Origin of the sequence: Paracoccus chinensis (genome assembly GCF_900102885.1) — a bacterium.
GTDB lineage: Bacteria > Pseudomonadota > Alphaproteobacteria > Rhodobacterales > Rhodobacteraceae > Paracoccus > Paracoccus chinensis.
This window is the reverse complement of the sequence record NZ_FNGE01000002.1, coordinates 66,510-91,248: the sequence shown is the minus strand read 5'-3', so window position 1 is coordinate 91,248 and position 24,739 is coordinate 66,510. Positions and strand designations below refer to the sequence as shown.

Sequence of the window (24,739 nt, the reverse complement as noted above, 5' to 3'; positions counted from 1 at the left end):
CAGCAGAAAGGACGCCGCATGAAGCTGAAAGGTTTTCTTGCCGTCGCCGCGGTGGCGCTGGTGGTGCCGGCGCTCGGCCATGCGGACAAGCCTGCACATGCCGGACAGAAGGGGCCGCGCGGCCATGCCGCCGCGCAGGCCAAGGCCACGCCCGCACGCGCCCAGGCCCGCGACCGGCGCGGCCAGGTCGTGGTGGTCAGGGACGAGCGGGCGCATTGCCCGCCGGGACTGGCGAAGAAGTCGCCCGCCTGCGTCCCGCCGGGGCAGGCGCGCAACGGGCTGGTGGGCCGCATCGTGGACTGGCGTCACGTCCATGTGGTGCGCAAGCCCGGACTTTACGGGCTGGCGCAGGCCCCGCGCGGGCAAAATTACGCGATCATCGACGGGCGGCTGGTGAGGATCGATTCGCGCACCGCCAAGGTGCTGTCGGTCATCCGCACGGTGGACACGATCCTCGACTGAGCCTCAGGCGGGCGCGCCCGCGGTCAGCAGCGCCTGGGCGGCGGCCCGGGCGGCGGGGGTGATCTCCTCGCCGGCCAGCATCCGGGCGATCTCCTCGACCCGCTCGGGCGCGTCCAGCGCCGTCACGCGCGAGGTGGTGACGCCATCCTCGACCGACTTGGCCACGCGGAAATGCTGCTGCCCCAGGGCCGCGACCTGCGGCGAATGGGTGACGACCAGCACCTGCGCCCCATCGGCCAGCCGTGCAAGGCGGCGGCCCACGGCGTCTGCCGTGGCCCCACCCACGCCCCGGTCGATCTCGTCGAAGATCATCACCAGCGGCTCGCCCCCGCGCGCAAGGCAGACCTTGAGCGCGAGCAGGAAGCGCGACAGCTCGCCGCCCGAGGCGATGCGGTCCAGCGGGCCGGCAGGGGCACCGGGGTTGGTGGCCACGGTGAAGGCCACGGCGTCGCGGCCATCGGGGCCGGGCTCGCCCCCGGTCACCCGGGTCTCGAAGACGGCGCGCTCCATCTTCAGGGGCGCAAGCTCGGCGGCCATGGCGGCATCGAGCCGCCCCGCCGCCGCGCGCCGCTCGGCGCTGATCTTCTTCGCGGCAGCGTCGTAACCGGCCTCGGCCTCGCGCAGGGCCTGCTGCAGGTCCGCCAGCCGCGCCTCGCCCGCGTCGAGCGCCTGAAGGCGGGTGGACAGCTCGGCGGCCAGTGTCGCCAGATCGTCGGGCAGCACATCGTGCTTGCGGGCCAGGGCGCGCAGGGCGAACAGCCGCTCCTCGGCGGCCTCCAGCGCGCGGGGGTCGAAGTCCATGCGCGCCAGGGCGTCCTCGACCCCGCGCGTGGCCTCGCCCAGTTCGATCGAGGCGCGGGCGAGCGCGGCCAGAGGCTCGGCCAGACCCTCCTCGGGATCGTCGCCCAGCTTGTCGGCGGCGCCTTCCAGCCAGCGGCTCGCCTCGACGATCAGCCCCTCGGCCCCAAGGTCCGAGCCGCTGCCGGCCAGCAGCGCCAGCGCGCGGGCCACGTCGCCGCGCACCCGCTCGGCCGCCTGCATCTGGCGGCGGGCGACATCCAGCGTGGCCTCCTCGCCAGGCTGGGGGGCGAGCTTTTCCAGCTCGGCCACGGCATGGCGCAGGAAGTCTTCCTCTTTCCGGGCGGCCTCGATCGCGGCCTCGGCCTCGGCCAGCGCGGCCGCGGCCTGCCGCCGCGCGGCCCAGGCGGCGCGGACGCCCGACAGGTCCAGCGCCCCGAAGGCGTCCAGCAGCATCCGGTGCCCGCGCGGGTTCAGAAGGCCGCGGTCGTCATGCTGGCCGTGCAATTCCACCAGCGCATCCGACAGCGCCCGCAGCACCTCGCCCGAGACGCGTCGGTCGTTGACCCAGCCGGTCTTGCGGCCGTCGGCGGCATTGACGCGGCGCAGGATCAACTCGTCCTCGGCCTCGATGCCTGCATCCTCCAGCACCGCGCGCGCGGGATGGCCCGGGGGCAGGTCGAAGACTGCCGTGACCTCGCCCTGGGTCGCGCCCGTGCGGACCAGTTCGGCCCGGCCGCGCCAGCCCAGTACGAAGCCCAGGCAGTCCAGCAGGATCGACTTGCCCGCGCCGGTCTCGCCCGTCAGCACGTTCAGCCCCGGCGCGAAATCCAGCGACAGCCGGTCGATCAGCAGCATGTCGCGTATGTCCAGAGTGCGAAGCATCCGACCCCGTTTCCGCCGGTTTCTCCGGCTCGCCGCGCCTATTGCCTTGTTGTCCTACAGCCACCGGCCCTGGATCACCTCGCGGTAGATCCGCGTAAGCCAGCTGTTCCCCTGCGGCGTGGGCGTCAGCCCGCGCCCGCGCAACTGGGCATAGGCGTCCTGATAGAAGGGCGACGACCGGAAGTTGTGCCCCAGGATCGCCCCCGCGGTCTGCGCCTCGTCCGTCAGGCCAAGGCCCAGGTAGGCCTCGACCAGCCGCATCAGGGCCTCGGGCGTGTGGGTGGTGGTCTGGTAATCCTCGACCACGACGCGGAAGCGGTTGATGGCGGCGGTGTGATGACCACGCTTGAGGTAGTAGCGGCCGATCTCCATTTCCTTGCCGGCCAGGTGATCGAAGGCCAGGTCGAACTTGAGCACCGAGGATTTCGCGTATTCGCTGTCGGGATACTGCTCGATCACCTCGCGCAGGCCCTGAAGGGCCTGGAAGGTCAGGCCCTGGTCGCGTCCGACCTCATCGATCTGGTCGTAATAGCTGAGCGCCAGCAGGTACTTGGCATAGGCCGCGTCCTCGTCGCCCGGATAGTTGTCGATGAAGCGCTGTGCCGCGCCGCGCGCCTCGTCATACTGGCCGGCCTTGTGATGCGAATAGGCCTGCATGATCAGGGCGCGCTTGGCCCATTCGGAATAGGGATAAAGCCGCTCGATCTCGCTGAAGTAATGGACCGCGTCCTTGGGGCGGTTGCGGTTCTCAAGCTCGTATTCGCCGCGCTTCCAGATCTGCTCGGCGGTGAAGTTGTCCAGCGGCTCGGCGCGGGTGCCGGCATCCTGCCGACCGCACGCCGCCAGCGAAAGGGACACCACGACCGCCATGAGCACGAGGCGCGTATTGCTGAATGCCATGTCTGTCCTTGTCCGTCCCGTCGTCCTGCGGCTCGCGTCCGTCCGGCCTGCGCCCGGCGCGCGGCCCAGCCGTCCTAGCACACAACATGGAGCCGCGCAAAAGGGCAAGTCGGCTGCCGGGCAAAGGCGCGTGACCTGACTGCAAGGGCAGGCCGCCGCCGGTCAGGCGACGGCGCGGCGGCGCGTCTCGGCCTCGGCGGCCTGATGCGCCAGAAGGCCCGCACCGGGCAACTGGCCCTCCAGTTCATCGGTGCAGGTGGTCCATTCCCAAGCGTCATCGCTGGCGAACAGCGCGCGCAGCAGCTTGTTGGTCATCGCATGGCCCGCGCGGTTGCCGCTGTAGCGCGCCAGCAGCGGCGCGCCCGCCAGCGCGAGGTCGCCCACCGCGTCCAGCATCTTGTGGCGCACGGGTTCATCGCGGTGGCGCAGGCCGCCGGGCGACAGCACCCGGTCCCCGTCCACGACGACGGCGTTGAAATAGGTGCCGCCCAGGGCCAGGCCGTTCGCCTTCATCGCCTCGACATCCGCCTGGCGGCAGAAGGTGCGCGAATCCATCAGCTCGCGCACGAAGGTGCCGTTGGCGAGGTCCAGCTGCTTCTGCTGGTGCCCGATGGCCGCGTCGGTGAAGTCGATGGTGAAGTCCATCTGCAGGTGGTCGGCGGGCGACAGCCGGGCGTAGCCCGCGCCCTCATGCACCTCGACCGGCCGCAGGACGCGGATCGCGCGCAGGGGCTCGGGCGAATGGAACAGGCCGGCCTGGAGGATGCCCGCCACGAAGGGCGCGGAGGAGCCGTCGAGGATCGGCACTTCCGGTCCGTCGATGTCGATCAGCGCATTGTGGACACCGGTCCCGGCCAGCGCCGCCATGACATGTTCCACGGTCGAGACGGTGGCCCCGTTCTCGCCCTTCAGCAGGGTGCAGAGCGGCGACGGCACCACATGGTCCCAGCGAGCAGGGATACGCAGGCCGCCAAGGTCCGTGCGGCGGAAGACGACGCCATGTCCAGCCGGGGCCGGGTTGATCACCAGCCGCGCGGGCTTGCCCGAGTGGAGTCCGGCGCCCGTGAACCGGGCTGGGGTTGCGAGAGTGGCCTGCATGGGTCTGTCCGTCCAAGTTGGGAAACGGCATGGTTCCCCGTTGGCACAGACTTATGGTCACCCCGCCCCCGGCTCAATTAACGATTTGTGACGGCCTGTAACATGCAACCCGGAAGTGTGCCCCAAAGGCCAAATCGTTGCGCAAAAAAGAAAAAGAGGCCGCGTTCGCGGCCTCTTGCCTGTTGCAATCCGGCACCTTCCGGAAGGCCCCAGCGGGGCGCCTCAGTTCGCCTGGCGGCGCAGGAAGGCGGGGATTTCCACGTTGTCCTGAGCGGCATCGGGCGAGGCGAGATCGTCGAAATCGGTCTCGACCTGACGCGCACGGGCCAAGCGGTCGCTCACGCGTTCGGCGATCGTCTCGGGACGCGGACGCTCGGCCTCGGGGGCGGCTCCGGCGACGCGGTTCAGCATCCGGCCCAGGCCCGACATGCGGCCCTGCGGCGTCGGGGCAGCGGGGGCTGCCGGAGCGCCGGGCCGCCGGGGGGCGACCGGCACCTCGGCGCCACGGTTCAGGGCGCGGTCGAGGCGTTCCTTCATGGCGGGGGCGGGCTCGCCGCGCGGGGCCTGCGGACGCGAGGGGGCGGTGAACTCGCTCGCCGGATCGCTCAGGCGCTGGTCCATGCTGCGCGTGTCGACGCGGACGGGGGGACGGGCCTCGGCAACCGGCTCGGCCGCGGGGCGATAGGCGGGCTCGGGCAGGTCCTCGGGCGCGGGCGCGGGGCGCGCGGCAGGGCTTTCCATGACCGGGCTGCGGCGCGGCGGCACGGGGGCTTCCTCGGGGGCGGGCGCGGCGGCGGGGGCCGTGGCGCGGCTGCCGACGGACGGCGTCTGGGTCAGCGGCTCCTTCAGGCCGCGGCGCGGGGCAGGCGCTTCGGCGGCGGCGGAGCTGTCGATGCCCGTGGCGACGACCGACACGCGGACCTTGCCTTCCATCGTCGGGTCGAGCGTCGAGCCCACTATGATGTTGGCGTCGGAATCGACCTTCTCGCGGATCTTCTCGGCCGCCTCGTCCATCTCGAACAGGGTGAGGTCGTGGCCGCCCGTGATGTTGATCAGGACGCCCTTGGCGCCGTGCAGGCTGATCTCGTCCAGCAGCGGGTTGGCGATGGCCTTTTCGGCGGCCTCGACGGCGCGGTTGTCGCCGGTGGCCTCGCCCGTGCCCATCATGGCCTTGCCCATCTCGTCCATCACCGCGCGCACGTCGGCGAAGTCGAGGTTGATCAGGCCCGGACGCACCATCAGGTCAGTCACGCCCTTGACGCCCTGGTACAGCACGTCGTCGGCCAGCGCGAAGGCCTCGGTGAAGGTGGTCTTCTCGTTGGCGATGCGGAACAGGTTCTGGTTGGGGATGATGATCAGGGTATCGACGACCTTCTGTAGGTTCTCGACGCCCTCGTCGGCCTGCCGCATCCGCTTGGAACCCTCGAACTGGAAGGGCTTGGTCACGACGCCGACGGTCAGGATACCCATCTCGCGCGCGGCCTGCGCGATGATCGGCGCGGCGCCCGTGCCGGTGCCGCCGCCCATGCCGGCGGTGATGAAGCACATGTGCGCGCCCATCAGGTGATCGACGATGTCCTCGATGGTTTCCTCGGCGGCCTGCGCCCCGATCGACGGCTTGGCGCCCGCGCCCAGGCCTTCGGTGACCTTGGGGCCCAGCTGGATGCGCGCCTCGGACCGGCTTTGCGCCAGGGCCTGCGCGTCGGTGTTGGCGACCACGAAGGTCACGCCGTCCAGCTGCTTCTCGATCATGTTGTTGACGGCGTTGCCGCCCGCGCCGCCCACACCGAAGACGGTAATGCGCGGGCGCAGCTCGTCGTCGTCACTCATCATCAGGTTGAGGTTCATCGCCGCCTGCCCTTCTGTTTCTTGTGCCGGCGCGTCAGGGCGCCCGGTCGATTCCGCCGCTCGCGGCAAGGGTAGCAGATTGCACCCCGCCGTCACTTGCCAATCGCCACATATCCCGAGATGCCGCACTTGGCACGCTGGCTTTTGGCGATATGTCGCCGACGACGCAAGCGGTTCGATCCGCCTGCGTCCCTCTCTCACCAGTTGTTGCGGAACCAGCGATAGGCCCGCCGCAGACCGACCACGCCCGCGCGTTCGGCTGGCATCTCGAAGTCCCACCATTCATCCTGCGGGTTGGCAGCGTGCAGGGCAAGCCCCACGGTCGCGGCGTGGCAGGAGGCGGTGTGCTGCTGCGCGAGCCCCTGGATGCGCAGGGGCCGGCCGATGCGGACATTGTAGCCCAGGATGCGCATGGCCAGCGTGTCCAGCCCCGGGATCTGGCTCGCGCCCCCGGTCAGCACCACCTGGCGCGAGGGCATCTGGTCGAAGCCCGCCGCTTCCAGGATCTCGCGCACGCCGTCCAGGATCTCCTCGACGCGGGGGCGCATGATTCCGATGAGATCGGCGCGGCTGACAAAGCGGCGCTCGCCGTCCCAGTCCTCGCCCGGCTCGCCGGTGACGTCGATCATCTCGCGGTCGTCGCGGCCCGTGGCCTCGAGCCCGCCATGGCGCGTCTTGAGCCATTCGGCGACCGGCAGCGGCACGCGCAGTCCCTGGCTGATGTCGCGGGTGACCAGATCGCCGCCCATCCGCACTGCGTCGGCGAACAGCATGTGCTTCTTGAGGAACAGCGAGACGCCCGTGACGCCGCCGCCCATGTCGATGCAGGCCGCGCCCAGTTCCTGTTCGTCCTCGACCAGCGCCGCGCGGCCCGCCGCATAGGCGGCCGAGCCCACGCCCGCCAGTTCAAGGTCGCAGCGCCGGATGCAGTGGACAAGGTTCGAGGCCGCGAATCCGTCGATCGTCAGGACATGCATGTCCACCGACAGGGTGTTCCCCACGATGTCGCGCGGGTCCGACAGGCCCGAGCGCGAATCGACCGCGAAGTTCACGGGCTGGGCGTGCAGCACCTCGCGGTTCTTGCCGAAGTCGGGAGCGTCGCAGGCGGCCAGCACGGCGGCCACGTCTTCCTCGGTCACCTTGCCGGACCGCAGCGGGATCTCGCCAGCCAGCCCATAGGACGCGGGCCGCGCGCCCGAGATCGTGGCAATGACGTGATCGACGCGGACGCCCGCCTGCTTCTGCGCGCCCTGCACGGCATGGCGGACGCAGCGCTCGACATCGGCCATGGTCTCGATCTCGCCATAGCGGACGCCGCGCGACTGGGTCGTGAACTGGCCGATCACGCGGAAGGACGACTGCCCCGCCATGGGGCCCACGCCGTCGGTTTCGCGGAACTGGCCGGGGCCGTCGAACTGCAGGATGATGCAGGTGACCTTCGAGGTGCCGATGTCCAGCACCGCCATGACCCCGCGCGCCATCGCCTGGCGGCGCATCTGCCGCATCGCCCGCTGAGCCTCGTAAAGATCGCGCATCCCTTTTCCGTTCCTTCCTGCCCCTGCCTCAGCCGCGTGACGCGGCGGCGGTCTTCTCGCCGCCCTTCGCCCCCGCTTCGGGGTCGATCAGATTGCCCTCGGCGTCCAGTTCCGGCAGCCCGGCGGCGCGGCGCAGCGTATTCTGCGCGGCCAGACCCATCTGCAGCACCGGGCGCGAGGGATCGCGCATGTCCACGGCCACCACGTCGCGCCCCAGCAGCCCGTCCTCGCGGTCCATCGCCAGCACCGCCTGCAGCGCGGCCAAGGGGCGGTCGGTCGGCAGCATGATCCGCTGGCCACGGTCCAGAACGACGTCCCAGCGCCGCTCGCCCATCCGTTCCAGGCCCCGCAGGCGCGGCAGGATGGGACCGGCCAGGTCGATCAGGGCCAGCGCCTCGGCGGCACGGTCGCCCGCGCCCTCGCCCGCGATCATCGGCAGGTCGGCCCGCATGTCGCGCGAGGTGATCGAGGCCACGCGGTGCCCCTGGGAATCCAGCAGGTCGAGCCCGCGCGCATGGCGCCACAGGATCGCGGGCTTGCGTTCGGTCACGACGGCCGACAGCACGCCGCCCGGCTTGATCCGCAGCTCCATCTTCTCGATGGCGTCCAGCCGCTCGACCGAGGCGCGCAGTTCGGGCAGGTCGATGTCGAAGCTCGACGCGGGCAGCGTCACCGGAAGCATGGCGCGCAGGCCCTTTTCCACGGCGGGCGAGGCGCCCTCGATCTCCATGCTGTGGACCATGAAGGCTTCCTGCGACTGGATGCGGTCCACCATGGACGTCATCGCGCCGGTCAGGTTCGCGCGGCGGGTGTCGTCGGCCAGCCACAGCCCGCCGATCAGGCAGACGAGGAAGGCAGGCAGGCCCACGCGCAGCAGCCGCCGGTACAGCGGCGTCAGCCACAGCCGGTTCAGCCGGTAGGCCAGCCGCGAGGGGCCGGGCTCGCGCCGGGGCGCGCGGGCGGGAGCCGGGCGGGCGCCGACGCGGCGCACGGGCGCGGGCTGGACGGCCGCCTGGAACGACCGGGTGAAGTCCTTCAGTCCCGACACAGCGCGTCCTCCACGATCCAGCGGCAGAGCGCCGGGAAATCGATGCCGGCATGGGCCGCCTGCTCGGGCGCGAGCGAGGTGGGCGTCATCCCCGGCTGGGTGTTGGTTTCCAGGATCACCAGCCCCTCGAGGCCGCGCGAATCGTCCCAACGGAAATCGGTGCGGCTGAGGCCGCGGCAGCCCAGCGCCTCATGCGCGCGGCGGGCATAGTCCAGGCAGGCCTGCGCGATCTCGTCCGGGATCCCGGCGGGGACGACATGGCGCGAGCCGCCCTCGGAATACTTGGCGTCATAATCGTACCAGCCCGCCGTCACGATCTCGGTCACGCCCAAGGGCCGGTCGCCCAGGACGGCGGTGGTGAGCTCGCGGCCCGGCGCATAGGCCTCGACCATGACCTCGGCGGGCATCTCGTCGGACAGGGGCGCGACGTTGTCACCCTCGCGCACGATGTAGACGCCGACGGACGAGCCCTCGTCGTTCGGCTTCACCACATAGGGCGGGCGCATGACGTGGCCCGCGCGCACCTCCTCGCGGCGGGCCAGCACGCTGTCGACCACCGGCAGGCCCGCGTCGCGGAAGACCTGCTTGGCGCGGGTCTTGTCCATCGCCAGCGCCGAGGCCAGCACGCCCGAATGGGTATAAGGGTAGCCCAGCCATTCCAGCAGGCCCTGGACGCGGCCATCCTCGCCCATCCGGCCATGCAGCGCGTTGAAGACGACGTCGGGGCGGGCCTCGGCCAGCCGCGCAGGCAGGGTTGCGGCGTCATCGCGGCCGAGAGCGATCTCGACCACCTCGTATCCTGCCACCCGCAGCGCATCCGCGCATCCGCGCCCCGACGACAGCGACACCTCCCGCTCCGCCGAGGGGCCGCCCATCAGGACCGCTACGGTGTGGGCTGTCCTGCTCGACCTGCCCGCCACATCTGCCTTTCGCCCCGTAAGCCGGGGACTGGTTCGGGGATCTTCGTCCCCGGTTTTCCAACGCCTTGCACGGCGTTTTTCGATGAAGAGATGATAGTCACAAAGCCGTGGATGGGGGAAGAGGATTCTGGCGGCTTTGCACGTTTCGCGCGATCAGCGCTCGCCCACCCGCACGACCTCCCAGGCAAGCTCGTGGCCGCTGGCTTCACGCACCCGCGCGCGGACCAGCTCGCCCAGATCCTCCAGTTCGGCGGCGGTGGCGCCCCCGGTGTTGATCAGGAAGTTCGGGTGCTTCTCGCTCATCTGCGCGCCCCCCAGGCGATGACCGCGCAGGCCCGCGCCCTCGATCAGCTTCCAGGCCTTGAGGTCGTGGACGTCGTCCGCCTGACCGGTGGAGCTGAACCCCGCCGGGTTGCGGAAGGTGGAGCCGGCGCTGCGCTCGCGCGTGGGCTGGCTCGCGTCGCGCCGGGCAAGTTGCTCCTCCATCCGGGCGGCCAAGACCTCGGGGTCGCCGGGCTCGGCCCGGAAGGTGGCGCGGGTCAGCACCCAGCCCTCGGGCAGCGCCGAGGATCGATAGGCGAGTCGCAGATCCGACGCCGCCAGCACCCGCGATTCGCCCTGCCGCGTGACCACCTCGGCCTCGACCAGGTGGTCCGCGACGTAGGAACCGTAGCAGCCCGCGTTCATGCGGACCGCGCCGCCGATGGTACCGGGGATGGTGCGCAGGAAGGTCAGGTCCAGCCCCGCCTCGGCCGCGCGTTTCGCCACGTGCATGTCCAGCGCGGCGGCGCCCGCATGGACCAGCCCGTCCGCGATCTCGATCCCGTTGAAGCCGCGGCCCAGCCGGATCACCACGCCCCGGATGCCGCCGTCGCGCACGATCAGGTTCGAGCCCACGCCCATCACGAAGACCGGCACCTCGGGCACGAGGTTCCGCAGGAACAGCGCCAGGTCCTCGCGGTCGGCGGGCTGGAACAGCCAGTCGGCAGGCCCGCCCACGCGCAGCCAGGTCAGGTCGGCCAAGGGTCGGTCCTGCGTCAGCGTGCCCCGGATCGGCGGGAGTTCATTCATCGGAAGCTTTCCTTTCTCGCGGCCCCGCCTAGGGCAGAGGCGCGGGACGGGCAAGCCGGACCATTCTCATGCGGCCACGGCCCATCTTCTGTCCCCAAATATCCTCGGGGGAGGCGCAAGGCGCCGGGGGCGGAAGCCCCCATCAGCGGTCGGGCGAATCGATCCGGCGGCGATGGGCTTCCCAGAAACCCGCGATGGCGCCAAGGATCAGGGAAACGACGCCGGGCACCACGATGAAGAAGATGACCCCCGCGCGGCGCATCTGGTCGTCACCCGTCAGCACGTCGCGGGTCAGGTTCCAGCCCACGATCGCCAGCAGCCCGCAGGCCGCCAGAGCCCCCATCAGCCCCGCCAGTCCGAATCGCCGCGCGGCCAGCCAGGCCAGAAGCCCCGGCAGAGTCCCGGCCAGGGCGGCCGGCAGGGCAAAGTCGCCGATCACGGGATCAGGCCGCCTTCAGCGCCAGCCGTTCGGGCAGGGCGTTGGCCCAGGCCGAGATCGTCCCGGCGCCGAGGCAGACCACCATGTCGCCCGGCCGCGCCTGCTCGCGCACCAGCCGCGCGAGATCGGATTCGTCCATCACCGCGCGGGCGTGGCGGTGGCCATGGGCGATCAGCCCCGCCACAAGGTCGTCGCGGCTGGCGCCGGGAATCGGGTCTTCGCCCGCCGAATAGACCTCGGCGATGGCGACCACGTCAGCCTCGTTGAAGCAGGTGCAGAAGTCGTCAAACAGGTTCGACAGCCGCGAATAGCGGTGCGGCTGGTGGACCGCGATCACCCGGCCCTTGGTCGCCTGCCGCGCGGCCTTGAGTACCGCGGCGATCTCCACCGGGTGGTGGCCATAGTCGTCGATGATGGTGACGCCATTCACCTCGCCCACCTTGGTGAAGCGCCGCCCCACCCCGCCGAAGGCCGCCAGCGCATCGCGGATCTGCGACCGCTTGAGCCCGAGATGACGCGCCACGGCAATGGCCGACAGCGCGTTGGAAACGTTGTGATCGCCCGGCATCGGCAGGGTGCAGCCCTCGATCATCGGCACCTCGCCGTCCTCTCCGCGTTCCCCCTGCAGGGCCACGTCGAAATGGGCGATGCCGTTCTCGTAGTGCAGGTTCACCGCCCGCACGTCGGCCTGAGCGTTGAAGCCGAAGGTCACGACCCGTCGGTCGGTGACGCGTCCGACGAGACCCTGCACCTCGGGGTGGTCGGTGCAGCAGACGGCGAGCCCATAGAAGGGAATGTTCGACACGAAGTCGGTGAAGCCCTTCCGCAGGGCGTCGAAGGACCCCCAGTGCTCCATGTGCTCGGGGTCGATGTTGGTGACGATGGCGATGGTCGCGGGCAGGCGGTTGAAGCTGCCATCCGATTCGTCGGCCTCGACCACCATCCACTCGCCCGCACCGGCCCGCGCGTTGGACCCATAGGCATGGATCACGCCGCCGTTGATGACGGTCGGGTCCAGCCCGCCCGCGTCCAGGAGCGTCGCCACCATGGTCGTGGTGGTGGTCTTCCCGTGGGTGCCCGCGATGGCGATGTTCGATTTCAGCCGCATCAGTTCCGCCAGCATCTCGGCCCTGCGAACAACAGGCAGGCCGCGGCGGCGCGCTTCCTCAAGCTCGGGGTTGCCCTTCTTGATGGCGGTCGAGATCACCACAACGCCCGCATCCCCGACGTTCTCGGCGCGCTGGCCCTCGAAGACGGTGGCGCCCAGGGACTCCAGCCGGTCGGTGATCTTGGACCGCTTGGCGTCGGACCCCTGGACCGTGTAGCCCAGCGTCATCAGCACCTCGGCGATCCCGGACATGCCGATGCCGCCGATGCCTACGAAGTGGATCGGCCCGAGTTCTCCGGGAAGCTTGGTGGCTGCGTTCATGGGGTCAGTTCCGTCACAAGGTCATGCAGTCGGGCCGCCGCGTTTGGGCGGCCGAGGGAAAGGGCGGCTTCGGCCATCGCCTTGGCGCGGGGGCCGTCCGTCAGGATCGCCCGCAGATCGCGCGCCAGGCTTTCCGCGTCCAGCACGGATTCAGGCAGGACGACCGCTGCGCCGGATTCCGCCAATGCCCGCGCGTTCGCGGTCTGGTGGTCGCCCGCCGCGGCGGCGAAGGGAATCAGGATCGCGGGCCGCCCGATCACGGTGATGTCGGCAATGGAGGAGGCCCCTGCCCGGCTGACGACCAGCTGGCAGGCGGCGAGCCGTTCGGGCACGTCGGTGAAGAAGGGCCGGACCTCGGCGCGAATACCGGCCTCGGCATAGGCGCGGGTGACGCGCTCGGCGTCCTCGGCGCGGGCCTGGTGGCTGACCTGCAGGCGCACGCGCAGCTCGTCCGGCAGGGCAGCCACGGCGGCGGGCACGCAGTCCGAAAGGACCCGCGCTCCCTGGCTGCCGCCGATGACAAGCAGGTGCAGCGCGCCGTCGCCGGGTGGGTGATAGGGCGCGGCGGCGCGGTCCAGAACCGCCTGGCGGACAGGGTTGCCGACATGGGCACCCTCGACCCCCTGCGGCAGCTCGGTGGGCCAGGTGCCGCAGGCGATCCGGTCCACGCGGCGGGCGAAGATGCGGTTCACCCGGCCCATGATGCCGTTCTGTTCATGAATCATGCGCGGCACACCCAGGATCGAGGCCGCACCCATCGCCGGGATCGTCGGATAGCCGCCGAAGCCCACGACCACCGCCGGGCGGTCGCGGCGCATGGCCCTCAGTGCGCCCATCAGCCCCTGCCCGATCCGCAGGGGCGCCGACAGCTTGCCCGCCAGACCGCCCCGCGCGGTGGTGGCGGATCGCACGATCTCGCGCGCGACCTCGGGCGGGAAGCCCCCGGCATAGCGCGCGCCGCGGTCGTCGGTGGACAGCTTGACCCGCCAGCCGTCAGCGAGCAGCCGTTCCGCCAGCGCCTGCGCCGGGAACATGTGCCCGCCGGTGCCCCCGGCGGCGATCAGGGCCAGCCTTGCCGCCCCGCTCATCGTGCCGCACGCCCCAGCACGTCCGCCAGCGCGTTCTGCGGACGGGTGCGCGTCAGCGCCAGCAGCATCCCCAGCGTGATCCCCGAAGCGATCACCGACGAGCCGCCATAGCTGACGAAGGGCAGCGTCATCCCCTTGGCGGGCAGCAGCCGCACGGCCACGCCCATGTTGATCAGCGCCTGCACGCCAAAGGCGCAGGCCAGCCCCGTGCCGGCGATGCGCGCGAAGGGGTCGCGTTCGCCCAGCAGCCGCCAGAGCGAGCGCACGACGATCGCGCAGTAAAGCGCGATGATCGCCATGACCATGACGAAGCCGTATTCCTCGGCCGCGACTGCAATGATGAAGTCGGTATGCGCGTCGGGCAGCGACCATTTCACCGTCCCCTCGCCCACGCCGACGCCGAAGAAGCCGCCCTCCTGGATGGCGTTGGTGGCATAGCCGATCTGGGTGCGCGGATCGACCTCGTTCGACAGGAATCCGTTGATGCGGCGGGCGAAATGCTCGCTGTTGGCATAGGCGAACATGCCGCCCATGCCGGCCAGCCCGATGGTGCCCGCGATCAGCAGGACCGGCGCGCCCGCGATGAAATACATCACCAGCCAGGAAAACAGGATCAGCGAGGCTTGGCCGAAGTCCGGCTGCAGCGCCAGCACGACGATCACCGTTGCCGCCACGAAGAACGAATAAAGCCGCCCCGGCGGTCCGCCCACGGCCTGGGCCGAGGCCATGAACCAGGCGCAAAGGGCGATGAAGCCGGGCTTGAGGAACTCGGACGGCTGGACCGAGGCAAAGCCCAGCGACAGCCAGCGCGTCGCCCCCTTGCCGAAGTCGGTGCCGATGATGGGCAGCGCCATGACCGTGGCCAGTGCCCCCAGGAACAGCAGCACGCCCAGGCGGCGCACCTGCACGGGCGGCAGCATGGACACGACCAGCATCACCCCCAGCGCCATGCCCCCGAAAGCCGCCTGCCGGGAGACATAGTAGAAGGCGGGCAGGTTGTTGCGTTCGGCCAGCGGCACCGAGGCCGCGAGCCCCAGAAGCAGCCCCAGCGCGAACAGCGCCAGCACGCAGGCCAGCGCCCATTTGTCCACCGTACGCCACCAGCGTGGAAGAATCGGATCGCCCACCCGAACGGGTGTGGCGCCAAAGACCATCTCGGTCATGGGTTCACCGCTGACACTGCCTCTGCCCTGCCCGGTTTGGCCCGGGTCTGGGCGCGACCATAGCGCGAATGGCTGCTTGAGGCTAGAAAATGATTGCGCCGCAGGACGGCCCTGCGCGGGGCCGCCGTTCGGTTCAGCCCCGGCGCAGGGCCTCGACCAGCGCGGTGAAATGCTCGCCGCGCTTTTCGAAGTTCGGATACTGGTCGAAGCTGGCCGAGGCCGGGGCGAGCAGCACCGTGTCGCCGGGCTCGGATTCGGCGCTGGCGCGGGCGACGGCGGCTTCCATCGTCTCGACGACCTCATGCGGCGTGTCGGACAGTTGCAGCGCGAAGTCGCGGGCGGAGTGGCCGATCAGGTAGGCCTTGCGGATGCGCGGAAACAGCGGCGCGAGCGCGGCGATGCCACCTTCCTTGCCCATGCCGCCCGCGATCCAGCGGATGTTCTCGAAAGCCATCAGCGCCTTTTCCGCCGAATCGACGTTGGTGGCCTTTGAATCGTTCACCCATCGTACGCCGTTGATCTCGGCCACCGTCTGGCTGCGATGCGGCAGGCCCGCGAAGCTGTGGAAGGCCGCCTCGATGTCGCGCGGAGCCAGCCCGATGCTGCGGCAGGCGGCGTAGGCGGCGCAGGCGTTCTGGTGGTTGTGCGCGCCGGGCAGGCCCCTGATCCCGCGTAGGTCCATCGAGGCGATCTGCCGGCCCTTGCGCCACTCGGACAGGTATCCCTTGCGCGCGGACACGGACCAGCCGAAGCCGTCGAGCTTGTCCTCGACCGAGACGCGGATCACCCGGTCGTCCTGCGGCCCCTGCCCCATCTGGTTGGCGAGATAGCGCCCCTCGTCCTCGTCCACGCCGATCACGCAGCGGTCCGGGCCGCCTTCCGCGAACAGCCGCCGCTTGGCCGCGAAATAGCCGCCGAAGCCGCCATGGCGATCCATGTGGTCGGGCGATAGATTGGTGAAGACCGCCACGTCTGGCGTCAGCGCGCGGGCGAGGTCGGTCTGGTAGGAGGACAGTTCCAGCACCACGACCTCGCCGTCCACGGGCGGCTCCAGCGACAGCACCCCGGTGCCGATGTTGCCGCCCATCTGCGTGGGACGGCCCGCCGCCCGCAGGATGTGGTGGATCAGGGCCGTGGTGGTAGACTTGCCGTTCGAGCCGGTGACGCAGATCACCCGCGGGGCCGTGTCGAAACCCGCCCAGTCGAGCGCGCCGAAGCTGCGGAAGAACAGCCCGATGTCGTTGTCCACCGGCACGCCGCGCCTGAGCGCCTGCGCAATGGCCGGATGCGGATGCGGATAAAGATGCGGGATGCCGGGCGAGGTGATCAGGGCGTCGATCCTGTCGCGCCAGCCCGTGTCCCGGGTCAGGTCGAGAAGCGGCAAGCCCTCGGCTTCCGCCTGCGCCCGGGTCTCGGCGCTGTCGTCCCAGGCGACGACGGTGGCGCCACCCTCGCGCAGCGCGGCGGCGGTGGCCCGGCCCGAGCGGCCGAGGCCAAGGACGGCGATGGTCTGGTTCTGAACGCCTTGGACGGGGATCATGCGGCACCGGCAGCAACGAAAATGCGGGGACCGGTGTCGCATGGACGCTGGGCGGCGGCAACCTTGCCGACGCTTACAGGGGCTTCAGCGCCTCGGGCTTGTGGGCCGCCTGCGCGCCGTTGTCGGTTTCGACGAGATACTGCGGCTCGTCCTCGCTTGCGGCGACCTCGTGATCCTTGATCTTCATGCGCGAGGTCAGCTTGCGCAGGACCTTGCCATGCGACGTGCCGCCCGAGCTTTGCCAGCTGACGCGCTGGCCCGGATGAAACTCGTCCGCCATCCGATGTTCCTCCGTCATGGGTCAACAGTCGAACACCGGGGCAGGCGGGCAGTTCCCCTCTAGCGCAGCTTCAGCGTGGACAGCCCGATCAGCGCGAGGATCACGGCAATGATCCAGAAGCGGATGACGATCTGCGGCTCGGCCCAGCCCTTCTTCTCGAAATGGTGGTGGATCGGGGCCATCAGGAAGACGCGGCGGCCGGTGCGCTTGAAATAGGCGACCTGGATGATGACCGACAGCGCCTCGACCACGAAAAGGCCGCCGACGATGGCCAGCACGATCTCGTGCTTGATGCAGACGGCGATGGCGCCCAGCGCGCCGCCCAGGGCGAGGCTGCCGGTGTCGCCCATGAAGACGGCGGCGGGCGGCGCGTTGTACCACAGGAAGCCGAGACCGCCCCCGATCAGGGCGGCGACGAAGACGGCGATCTCGCCCGTGCCGGGGACGAAGTGGACGCCGAGGTAGTTGGCGAAATTCGCGTTGCCGACAAGATAGGCGATGATCCCGAAGGTGACGGCGGCGATCATCACCGGGCCGATGGCGAGGCCGTCCAGCCCGTCCGTCAGGTTCACCGCATTGGCGGCGCCCACGATCACCAGCATGGCGAAGGGGATGAAGAAGACACCGAGGTTGATCAGCACGTCCTTGAGGAACGGCAGCGCCAGTTGCCCCGACAGCGGGTCGGGGTTCAGCCAGATCACGGCGAGACCTGCCAGCGCCCCCACGCCCAGCCCGATCGCCATGCGGACGCGGCCCGACACGCCCGCGTGGTGCTGCTTGGTGACCTTGGCATAGTCGTCGGCAAAGCCGATGGCCGCAAAGGCCGCCGTCACCAGCAGCACGACCCAGACATAGCCGTTGTCCAGCCGCGCCCAAAGCAGGGTCGAGACGAACAGCGCCGACAGGATCAGGATGCCGCCCATGGTGGGCGTGCCCGCCTTGGCGAAATGATCCGGGCCGATCTCGCGCAGGGGCTGACCCTTCTTCTGCTTGACGCGCAACCAGTCGATCAGCGGCCGCCCGAAGATGAAGCCGAAGATCAGCGCCGTGAAGAATGCCGCGCCCGAGCGGAAGGTGATGTAGCGGAACAGGTTGAAGAGGCCGCCATTGTCGGACAGGTCCGCCAGCCAGTAGAGCATCGGGTTTACCCCTTGTTGTTATCAGATGCGGGCGTCTGCCGTGCCCGGCGGATCGCGTCAACCACGCTTGCCACGCGAGAGCCCTTGGAGCCCTTGACGAAGACCACGTCGCCGTCGCGGACGAGTTCCCCCGCGCGGGCACAGAGGTCGGCGGCATCCTCGGACCAGAGGCCCCGGCGATCTGCGGGCAGCGCCTCCATCAGGTGGCGCATCCGGGGACCGCAGGCATGGACCAGCGCAACCCCCTGCATCTGCGGGTAATCCGCGATGGCGCGGTGCAGGGCGTATTCGTCCTCGCCGAGTTCCAGCATGTCGCCCAGGATCGCCACGCGGCGGCCGGGCGGCATGGCGTCCAAGGTCGCAAGGCCCGCGGCGAGGCTGGTCGGGTTGGCGTTGTAGCTGTCGTCGATCAGCGTGATCCCGCCGATCCGTTCCACCCCGCCGCGGCCCTTGTAGGGGCGCCAGTCGGAAAGGCCCCCGGCCGACGCCTTCGGCTCGGCGCCTAGTACGGTGACGGCGGCCAGCACGCCCACCGCGTTCATCACGAAATGCGCGCCGGCGGTGGAAAGGGTGAAGTCCAGCGTCTCGCCCAGCACGCGGGCGCGGACGCGGGTTTCCCCTTCGGCCACCGCCGAGGACACCGGTTTCGCCATCCCGTCGCGGCCGAAGCCCACGACGATGGCGCCGGCGCGGTCGGCGGCGTCGCGCAGGATCTGCGTCACGGGCAGGTCCTCAGGGATGATGGCGTGGCCCGCGGGCTCCAGCCCCTCGAAGATCGAGGCTTTTTCCACGGCGATGCCTTCGAGGCTGCCGAAGGCCTCCATATGCGCGGCGCCGACGGTGGTGATCATCGCCACATGGGGGCGGGCCATGCGCGACAGGGGCGCGATCTCGCCCGGGTGGTTCATGCCCAGTTCGAGGATCGCCCAGTCGGTGTCGGCGGGCATCCGCGCCAGCGTCAGGGGCACGCCCCAGTGATTGTTCAGGCTCGCCTCGGCGGCATGGACCCGGCCCTGCGGGGAAAGCGCGGCGGCGGCCATGTCCTTGGTCGAGGTCTTGCCGACCGAGCCGGTGATCGCCAGCACCCGCGCCCTGGTGCGCGCGCGGGCGGCGCGGCCCAGCGCCTCCAGGGCGGGCAGGACGTCGTCCACGACCAGCAGGGGGGCGTCGGGGGCGACGTCTTCGGGGATGCGGCTGACCAGCGCGGCGGCCGCGCCGTTCTCCAGCGCCTGAGCCACGAAGTCGTGGCCGTCGCGCGCGTCCTTCAGTGCGACGAACAGGTCGCCGGGCCGGAGCGTGCGGGTGTCGATCGAGATGCCCTCGGCAACCCAGTCGGCGGTCACGCGGCCGCCGGTCGCGGCGGCGGCGTCGGTCGAGGTCCAGAGGCTCATATCGTGCCGTCCAGCGCGGCGACGGCGACGGAGGCCTGTTCCGCGTCGTCAAAGGGGAAGACGTCCGAACCGATGATCTGGCCCGTCTCGTGCCCCTTGCCCATGATCAGCAGCGCGTCGCCCGGTTCCAGCGCGTCCACGGCGCGCAGGATCGCCTCGGCGCGGTCGCCGACCTCGGTCGCGTCGGGACCCGCGCCCGCCATGACCTCGGCGCGGATGGCGGCGGGGTCTTCGGTCCGGGGGTTGTCGTCGGTCACATAGATCATGTCGGCATATTGCCGCGCGGCTTCGCCCATCAGCGGGCGCTTGCCCCGGTCGCGGTCGCCGCCCGCGCCGACAATGGCGATGATGCGGCCTATCACATGCGGCCGCAGCGATTGCAGCGCTGCGATCACGGCGCCGGGCTTGTGGGCGTAGTCCACGAAGACCGCAGCCCCGTTCTGGCGCTGGGCCGCCAGCTCCATCCGGCCGCGCACGGTAGTCAGGCCCGGCAGCGCCCCGATGACACGCTGCGGGTCGGCACCGGTCGCGATGCAGAGGCCAGCCGCGCAAAGCACGTTTTCCGCCTGGAAGCCGCCGATCAGGTTCAGGCGGATCAGATGCGTCTGGCCGTTCAGGGAAAAGCGCAGCTCCTGCCCCGTGGCGTCATAGCGCTGGGCGAGGATGCGCAGGTCGCAATCCTCGGCCCGGCCATAGGTCAGCAGCCGCAAGCCCCGGTCGCGGGCAATCTGCGCGGCCTCGCGACCGCGTGCGTCGTCGGTGCAGATCACCGCCCCAGCACCAGGTTCGAGGATATGGTTGAACAGCAGCGCCTTGGCCGCGAAGTAGCTGTCGAAGTCGTGGTGATAGTCCAGGTGGTCCTGGCTGAAGTTGGTGAAGGCCCCTGCCGCGACCCGCACCCCGTCCAGCCGCCGCTGGTCGAGGCCGTGCGAGGATGCCTCCATCGCCGCATGGGTGACGCCCGCCGCAGCAGCCTCGGACAGGACGCGATGCAGCGTCACCGGCTCGGGCGTGGTGTGGGCAAGCCTGGCCGTGAAATCGCCCTGCACGCCCATGGTCCCGAGGTTGATCGCCTTCAGGCCCAGCGCCTGCCATATCTGGCGGGTGAAGGTCGTGACCGAGGTCTTGCCCGAGGTGCCCGTGACCGCCACCACCGTCTCGAGCTGGGCCTTGAACCATAGGGCGGCCGCACCGGCGAGCGCCGCGCGCGGGTCCTCGGCCACCACCAGGGCTGCGGAAGATGCCGCCAGCTCGGCTGCGGCGATCTCGGCGCCCTGGCGGTCCGTCAGGATGGCCGCCGCACCCTGGCGCAGCGCATACTGGATGAACTCGCCCCCATGCGACGCCGATCCGGGCAGCGCCGCGAACAGGTGCCCGTCGCGGACTTGGCGCGAATCGACCGAGATGCCGGTGATCAGCGGATCGCGTCCGTCCCCTGCCCGCAGCCCCAGCCGGGACAGGTTCATGGCCTTGTCGTTGTCCATCATCCCTCGGTCCTTATTGTGCCGAGACCCTTACGGCATCGGCCGGACGGGGTTCAATCACGGGCAGCTTCAGCCCGTCGGGTTGCAGGCCCAGCATGGGCGTCAGCCGCTGGATCAGGGCGGCGGCGACCGGGGCGGCGGTGGCGCCCGCCGTGCGCATCTCGCCCCCGCCGGCGGCCGAGACCTTGGGCTCGTCCAGCGTCACGACCAGCACGTATTCGGGATCGTCGGTCGGATACATCGAGGCGAAGGTCGAGACGTTGCGGTTCTTGTAATAGCCGCCGCCGGGGCGCGGCTTGTCGGCGGTGCCGGTCTTGCCCCCGACCTCGTAGCCCGCGACCTCGGCCTGACGGGCGGTGCCCTTGGTCACGACGTAGCGCAGCAGATCGCGCGCCTGCTTGGCGGCCTTGGGCGACAGCACCTGTTCGCCCTGCACCGGCACCTTCCGGTGGATCAGCGTCGGGCGCACGCGACGCCCGTCGTTGCCGATGGTTGCGAAGGCCGAGGCGAGATGCAGGGGGCTTGCCGCCAACCCGTGGCCAAAGGACACCGTTGCCGCCGTCACCGCCGGCCAGCGCGAGGGCACGATGGGCTTGCCGGTCGGCGCCTCGGTCATCTCGACTGGGGTGGGCTCGAAGAAGCCGAGGTCCTTGAGGAACTTCTGCTGGCGTTCCGGCCCCAGCATCTGCGCGATCCGCACCGTGCCCACGTTCGAGGACTTGCCCAGCACGTCGCGCACGGACAGCTGGCCGCCGTAGTTGTGGAAGTCGTGGATCAGGTATTTCCCGATCTTCATGGGCGAGGAGGCGTTGATCATGGTGTTGGCGTTGATCAGCCCCTCGTCGATCGCCTGCGCGATGGGGAAGATCTTGAAGGTCGAGCCGAGCTCATAGACGCCCTGAACCGCACGGTTGAACAACGGGCTGTCCGAAGGGTCGCCCTTGGTCAGCGGCCTCGGGCGGTCGTTGGGGTCGAAGTCGGGCAGGCTCGCCATGGCCAGGATCTCGCCCGACTTCACCTCCATCAGGATGCCGGTCGCGCCCTTGGCGTTCATCACCTTGATGCTGTTGGCCAGCACCTCCTCCATCGCCGCCTGGGCGGTCAGGTCGATGGACAGCTGCAGGGGGGCGCCGCCATTGGCGGGGTCGCGCAGCCAGCGGTCGAAGGCCTTTTCGACACCCGCCATGCCCAGGACCTCGGCCGAACTCACGCCCTCGGCCCCGAACTGCGAGCCGCCGAGGACATGGCTGGCAAGCCGCCCGTTCGGGTAAAGCCGCATCTCGCGCGGACCGAAGACCAAGCCCGGCTCGCCGATGTCATGGACGGCCTGCATCTGCTCGGGCGACAGCTTCTTCTTGATCCAGACGAACTTGCGCTCTCCGGTGAGGTCCTTCTTCAGCCGCTCGGCGTCGAGGTCGGGGAAGATCCTGGCCAGCTTGGCCGCCGCCGTCGCGGGGTCCACGAGGTCGCGGGGATGGGCGTAAAGCGCGTGGGTGGACAGGTTTGTCGCCAGCACCCGCCCGCGCCGGTCCACGATGTCGGCCCGCTGCGAGATGATCTGCGCGCCCGAGGCATGGGCGCGGGGTTCGGCCGGCTGGCTGCTGGCCAGCGCCCCCATCCGCAGGCCCACGGTGCCGAAGGCCACCACGAAGCAGACGACCATCCATTTCAGCCGCGTCTCGGCCCGGCGGCGGGCGCGATCCTGAATCTCGGCGTGGCGCTGGGCGCGCAGCTCGGCCTCTATCTCGTCGGGGTCCTGACCGGCCTGCCGGGCGCTGAGGATGCGGGCCAGGGGGCGCAAGGGGGTGCGGATCATGGCGGTCACTCCTCTGTCGGGTCAGGCTCGGCGACAAGGTCTGCGGGAAGGGGCAAGGCGGGGCGCGGCACCGGCGCGCCGCGGTTGTTCGAGGGCGTGCGGGGCACCCAGCCGGCGGTTGTCTCGCCGGGCGTCAGTTCGGTCGGCGGCGCCACGGGCTCGGGCGGCGGATAGTCGATGTTGCGCGCGGTGCCGAACTGGTTGGCCTGCACGGGCGCAAGGCGCAGGCGCTCGAAGTTCATGTCCACAAGCTGGCGCAGCCGGTCGGGGCGGTTCAGATAGGCCCACTCGGCGCGCAGCACGCCCAGGTTTTCCCGCAGGCCCGCGATGTCCCGCTGCACCGCCTGCATCTGGTCGATCTGCGCCTGGGTGCGGTAATTCTCGCGATAGGCCCAGAAAGCCAGGCCCATCACCACCATCGCCGCCATGAGATAAAGAAGCGGCCGCATCACATCCCTCCGGGAAGCTGCGGCAGGCCAAGCGCGGCCGGATCGGGCCTGCCCGCGGGCGCGTCGGTGCGGACCGCGACGCGCAGGAAGGCCGAACGCGCGCGCGGGTTGGCGGCCAGTTCCTCGTCATCCGCGCCGATCGCGCGGCGGAAGGGCAGCGTGAAGGCGGGAGCCTCCTGCCGCAACTCGGGCGCATAGCGGCTGCCGCCGCCCGCCGCATTGGCCCTGGCCTGCATGAAACGCTTGACCACCCGGTCTTCCAGCGAATGGAAGCTGACCACCGCCAGCCTGCCGCCCGGCTTCAGCGCGCGCTCGGCGGCCATGAGCCCAGACAGAAGCTGGCCGAATTCGTCGTTCACCCAGATGCGGATCGCCTGAAAGCTGCGAGTGGCGGGATGGCTCTGGCCGGGCTTGGGGCGCGGCAGGCAGGACTGGACGACTTCGGCCAGTTGTGCGGTCGTGGTCAGGGGGCGGGCCGCCACGATGGCGCGGGCGATGCGGCGGGCGGCACGCTCTTCGCCGTAATGATACAGCACGTCGGCGATGCGGGATTCCTCGGCGGTGTTCAGCAGGTCGGCGGCCGAAGGCCCGTCCTGCCCCATGCGCATGTCCAGCGGCCCGTCACGCAGAAAGGAAAAGCCACGCTCGGGCTGGTCGAGCTGCATGGAGCTGACGCCAAGGTCCAGCACCACGCCGTCCACCGGCTCGCCGGCCAGTTCGTCAAGGTCCGAGAAGGTCCCCGGCACCAGCCGCAGCCGGTCGCCGTACTCGCCTGCCCAGGCACGCGCCATGTCGAACACCGCCGGATCGCGGTCGATGCCGATCACGCGGCCAGCGCCGGCCTCCAGCAGGCCGCGCGCATAGCCCCCCGCGCCGAAGGTGCCATCCACCCAGGTGCCACGGACGGGGGCCACCGCCGCCAGAAGGGGGCGCAGCAGGACAGGGACATGCGGCGCAGTCATCAGCTTTCGGAAGCCGGGGGCAGCAGGGACAGCGGATCAGCGCCCGGTTCCAGCGTCGGCATGTCGGCCTCGATCGCGCGCAGGTCGGCCTCGTGCGTCTCGGGGGTGGACACCTTCAGGTAATCGCCCTGCGCCATGAAGAAGGCGCGGTCCTCGAGCCCGATCTTCTCGCGCAGGCGCTGGGGCAGGACCAGGCGGCCGTCGGCGTCGATCTCGGCCTCATCCGACAGGCCGTTCATCAGGGTTTCCAGATAGCTGCGCTCGGCCGAGCCGCGGGGCATCCGGCTGATGCCCTCGTCGATTTCCTCGATCGCTTCCATGGTGTACAGACGCAGGTGAGTCCAATCGGCGAAGCCATAGACGACGACCAGCTGCGCGCGGTTGCGGGAGGGAAAATCCGGATCGGCCGATTCGAAGACGCGGCGAAACTTGGCGGGGATCGAGACGCGCCCCTTGGCGTCGACCTTGACCTCCTCCGAGCCTCTGAACCTGCGTGCCAAGCCCGCCACCTTCCACTGTCCCTGCCCGAACAGGGTGCCCTGAACGGGAAAGGGCGGATCGGGCCGCTGCCACTGCCCGATCCGCCGCCCTCGTCCCATCTCTGGGCCCCGAAGTTTCGGGGATCGCCCGGTCTCATGCGCCACCTCGGGGGAAGGTGCTGCTCGCGCGCGGCCAGGTCATTTTTCGGATCGCGGGTGCCTGTATGAAGCCTGCCTTGGCCGGGGTCTTCACCGCCCCTTAACTGCCCGTCTTCCGTGGTTGAAGGGATGCCATGGGAAAGCATGGGAAGCAATGGGGTGAATGCGGGAACACTGACGATCTCGCAGCCCCAGCTTCGCGCGTGAGGCGTGAACGACAGCCGAACGAGCGGTTAACACGTCCAAATCTGGTGCGCTACCGCAGTTAAAAAACTAGATGTTGTGAAAAACACGCTGTGGCAGAATAGTCCCAGATTCTCCCGGTCAAGAAGAAAACTGCCTTCGGCAACCGGGGA

Annotated in this window: 22 protein-coding genes; 1 reads left to right on the top strand and 21 read right to left on the bottom strand. The window is 70.1% G+C overall.

Annotated features, from left to right (window positions below; genetic code table 11):
• The first annotated feature begins 18 nt into the window (after positions 1-18).
• Complete coding sequence (locus tag BLQ03_RS02355; RefSeq protein ID WP_090752308.1) at positions 19-462, top strand: hypothetical protein; 444 nt, start codon at positions 19-21, stop codon at positions 460-462.
• A gap of 3 nt (positions 463-465) precedes the next feature.
• Here BLQ03_RS02355 and recN read toward each other — a convergent pair whose 3' ends face one another.
• The 21 genes from recN to mraZ form a co-directional block, all read right to left on the bottom strand.
• Positions 466-2,145 carry a DNA repair protein RecN gene (recN, locus tag BLQ03_RS02350; RefSeq protein ID WP_090752306.1) on the bottom strand — a complete coding sequence of 560 codons (1,680 nt, stop codon included), beginning with the start codon at positions 2,143-2,145 and terminating at the stop codon, positions 466-468.
• A 54-nt stretch (positions 2,146-2,199) separates the two neighbouring features.
• Positions 2,200-3,045, bottom strand: a complete 846-nt coding sequence (locus BLQ03_RS02345) for an outer membrane protein assembly factor BamD (protein WP_090752303.1) — start codon at positions 3,043-3,045, stop codon at positions 2,200-2,202.
• Between the two features lie 162 nt (positions 3,046-3,207).
• Positions 3,208-4,143, bottom strand: a complete 936-nt coding sequence (lpxC, locus tag BLQ03_RS02340; RefSeq protein ID WP_090752301.1) for a UDP-3-O-acyl-N-acetylglucosamine deacetylase — start codon at positions 4,141-4,143, stop codon at positions 3,208-3,210.
• Between the two features lie 222 nt (positions 4,144-4,365).
• Positions 4,366-5,991 (bottom strand): cell division protein FtsZ, encoded by a 1,626-nt coding sequence (ftsZ, locus tag BLQ03_RS02335; protein ID WP_090752299.1) that lies wholly within the window; start codon positions 5,989-5,991, stop codon positions 4,366-4,368.
• A gap of 197 nt (positions 5,992-6,188) precedes the next feature.
• Positions 6,189-7,526 carry a cell division protein FtsA gene (ftsA, locus tag BLQ03_RS02330; RefSeq protein WP_090752296.1) on the bottom strand — a complete coding sequence of 446 codons (1,338 nt, stop codon included), beginning with the start codon at positions 7,524-7,526 and terminating at the stop codon, positions 6,189-6,191.
• Positions 7,527-7,554: 28 nt separating this feature from the next.
• On the bottom strand, positions 7,555-8,574 hold the full coding sequence (locus BLQ03_RS02325; protein ID WP_245688646.1) for a cell division protein FtsQ/DivIB: 1,020 nt from the start codon (positions 8,572-8,574) through the stop codon (positions 7,555-7,557).
• Positions 8,562-9,449, bottom strand: a complete 888-nt coding sequence (locus BLQ03_RS02320; protein ID WP_245688645.1) for a D-alanine--D-alanine ligase — start codon at positions 9,447-9,449, stop codon at positions 8,562-8,564. Before BLQ03_RS02320 ends, BLQ03_RS02325 begins: the two co-directional genes overlap by 13 nt.
• Before the next feature lie 198 nt (positions 9,450-9,647).
• Positions 9,648-10,565 carry a UDP-N-acetylmuramate dehydrogenase gene (gene murB / locus BLQ03_RS02315; protein ID WP_090752292.1) on the bottom strand — a complete coding sequence of 306 codons (918 nt, stop codon included), beginning with the start codon at positions 10,563-10,565 and terminating at the stop codon, positions 9,648-9,650.
• A 142-nt stretch (positions 10,566-10,707) separates the two neighbouring features.
• Positions 10,708-11,004, bottom strand: coding sequence for a hypothetical protein (locus tag BLQ03_RS02310; protein WP_090752290.1), 297 nt, complete (start codon positions 11,002-11,004; stop codon positions 10,708-10,710).
• A 4-nt stretch (positions 11,005-11,008) separates the two neighbouring features.
• Complete coding sequence (gene murC / locus BLQ03_RS02305; protein ID WP_090752288.1) at positions 11,009-12,433, bottom strand: UDP-N-acetylmuramate--L-alanine ligase; 1,425 nt, start codon at positions 12,431-12,433, stop codon at positions 11,009-11,011.
• On the bottom strand, positions 12,430-13,521 hold the full coding sequence (gene murG, locus BLQ03_RS02300; RefSeq protein WP_090752286.1) for an undecaprenyldiphospho-muramoylpentapeptide beta-N-acetylglucosaminyltransferase: 1,092 nt from the start codon (positions 13,519-13,521) through the stop codon (positions 12,430-12,432). Before murG ends, murC begins: the two co-directional genes overlap by 4 nt.
• Positions 13,518-14,684 (bottom strand): peptidoglycan glycosyltransferase FtsW, encoded by a 1,167-nt coding sequence (locus BLQ03_RS02295; protein WP_090752284.1) that lies wholly within the window; start codon positions 14,682-14,684, stop codon positions 13,518-13,520. The genes murG and BLQ03_RS02295 overlap by 4 nt, the downstream gene beginning before the upstream one ends.
• 133 nt (positions 14,685-14,817) lie before the next feature.
• Positions 14,818-16,224 carry a UDP-N-acetylmuramoyl-L-alanine--D-glutamate ligase gene (gene murD / locus BLQ03_RS02290; RefSeq protein WP_090752282.1) on the bottom strand — a complete coding sequence of 469 codons (1,407 nt, stop codon included), beginning with the start codon at positions 16,222-16,224 and terminating at the stop codon, positions 14,818-14,820.
• Positions 16,225-16,297: 73 nt separating this feature from the next.
• The gene (locus BLQ03_RS02285; protein ID WP_090752280.1) at positions 16,298-16,504 is read right to left on the bottom strand and encodes a hypervirulence associated TUDOR domain-containing protein; all 207 of its coding nucleotides are present in this window, start codon (positions 16,502-16,504) and stop codon (positions 16,298-16,300) included.
• A 59-nt stretch (positions 16,505-16,563) separates the two neighbouring features.
• The gene (gene mraY / locus BLQ03_RS02280; RefSeq protein WP_090752278.1) at positions 16,564-17,643 is read right to left on the bottom strand and encodes a phospho-N-acetylmuramoyl-pentapeptide-transferase; all 1,080 of its coding nucleotides are present in this window, start codon (positions 17,641-17,643) and stop codon (positions 16,564-16,566) included.
• Positions 17,644-17,648: 5 nt separating this feature from the next.
• Complete coding sequence (locus BLQ03_RS02275; protein WP_090752276.1) at positions 17,649-19,034, bottom strand: UDP-N-acetylmuramoyl-tripeptide--D-alanyl-D-alanine ligase; 1,386 nt, start codon at positions 19,032-19,034, stop codon at positions 17,649-17,651.
• Positions 19,031-20,518: a UDP-N-acetylmuramoyl-L-alanyl-D-glutamate--2,6-diaminopimelate ligase gene (locus BLQ03_RS02270; RefSeq protein ID WP_245688662.1), complete on the bottom strand. Its 1,488-nt coding sequence runs from the start codon at positions 20,516-20,518 to the stop codon at positions 19,031-19,033. The genes BLQ03_RS02275 and BLQ03_RS02270 overlap by 4 nt, the downstream gene beginning before the upstream one ends.
• A gap of 13 nt (positions 20,519-20,531) precedes the next feature.
• The gene (locus BLQ03_RS02265) at positions 20,532-22,334 is read right to left on the bottom strand and encodes a peptidoglycan D,D-transpeptidase FtsI family protein (protein ID WP_090752274.1); all 1,803 of its coding nucleotides are present in this window, start codon (positions 22,332-22,334) and stop codon (positions 20,532-20,534) included.
• Positions 22,335-22,339: 5 nt separating this feature from the next.
• Positions 22,340-22,783, bottom strand: coding sequence for a cell division protein FtsL (gene ftsL, locus BLQ03_RS02260; protein ID WP_245688644.1), 444 nt, complete (start codon positions 22,781-22,783; stop codon positions 22,340-22,342).
• A complete protein-coding gene (gene rsmH / locus BLQ03_RS02255) occupies positions 22,783-23,745 on the bottom strand; it encodes a 16S rRNA (cytosine(1402)-N(4))-methyltransferase RsmH (RefSeq protein WP_090752272.1) in 963 nt (320 codons plus the stop codon). Before rsmH ends, ftsL begins: the two co-directional genes overlap by 1 nt.
• Entirely contained in the window at positions 23,745-24,245 is a 501-nt protein-coding gene (gene mraZ, locus BLQ03_RS02250) for a division/cell wall cluster transcriptional repressor MraZ (RefSeq protein ID WP_090752979.1), read from the bottom strand. Before mraZ ends, rsmH begins: the two co-directional genes overlap by 1 nt.
• Positions 24,246-24,739 lie beyond the last annotated feature (494 nt).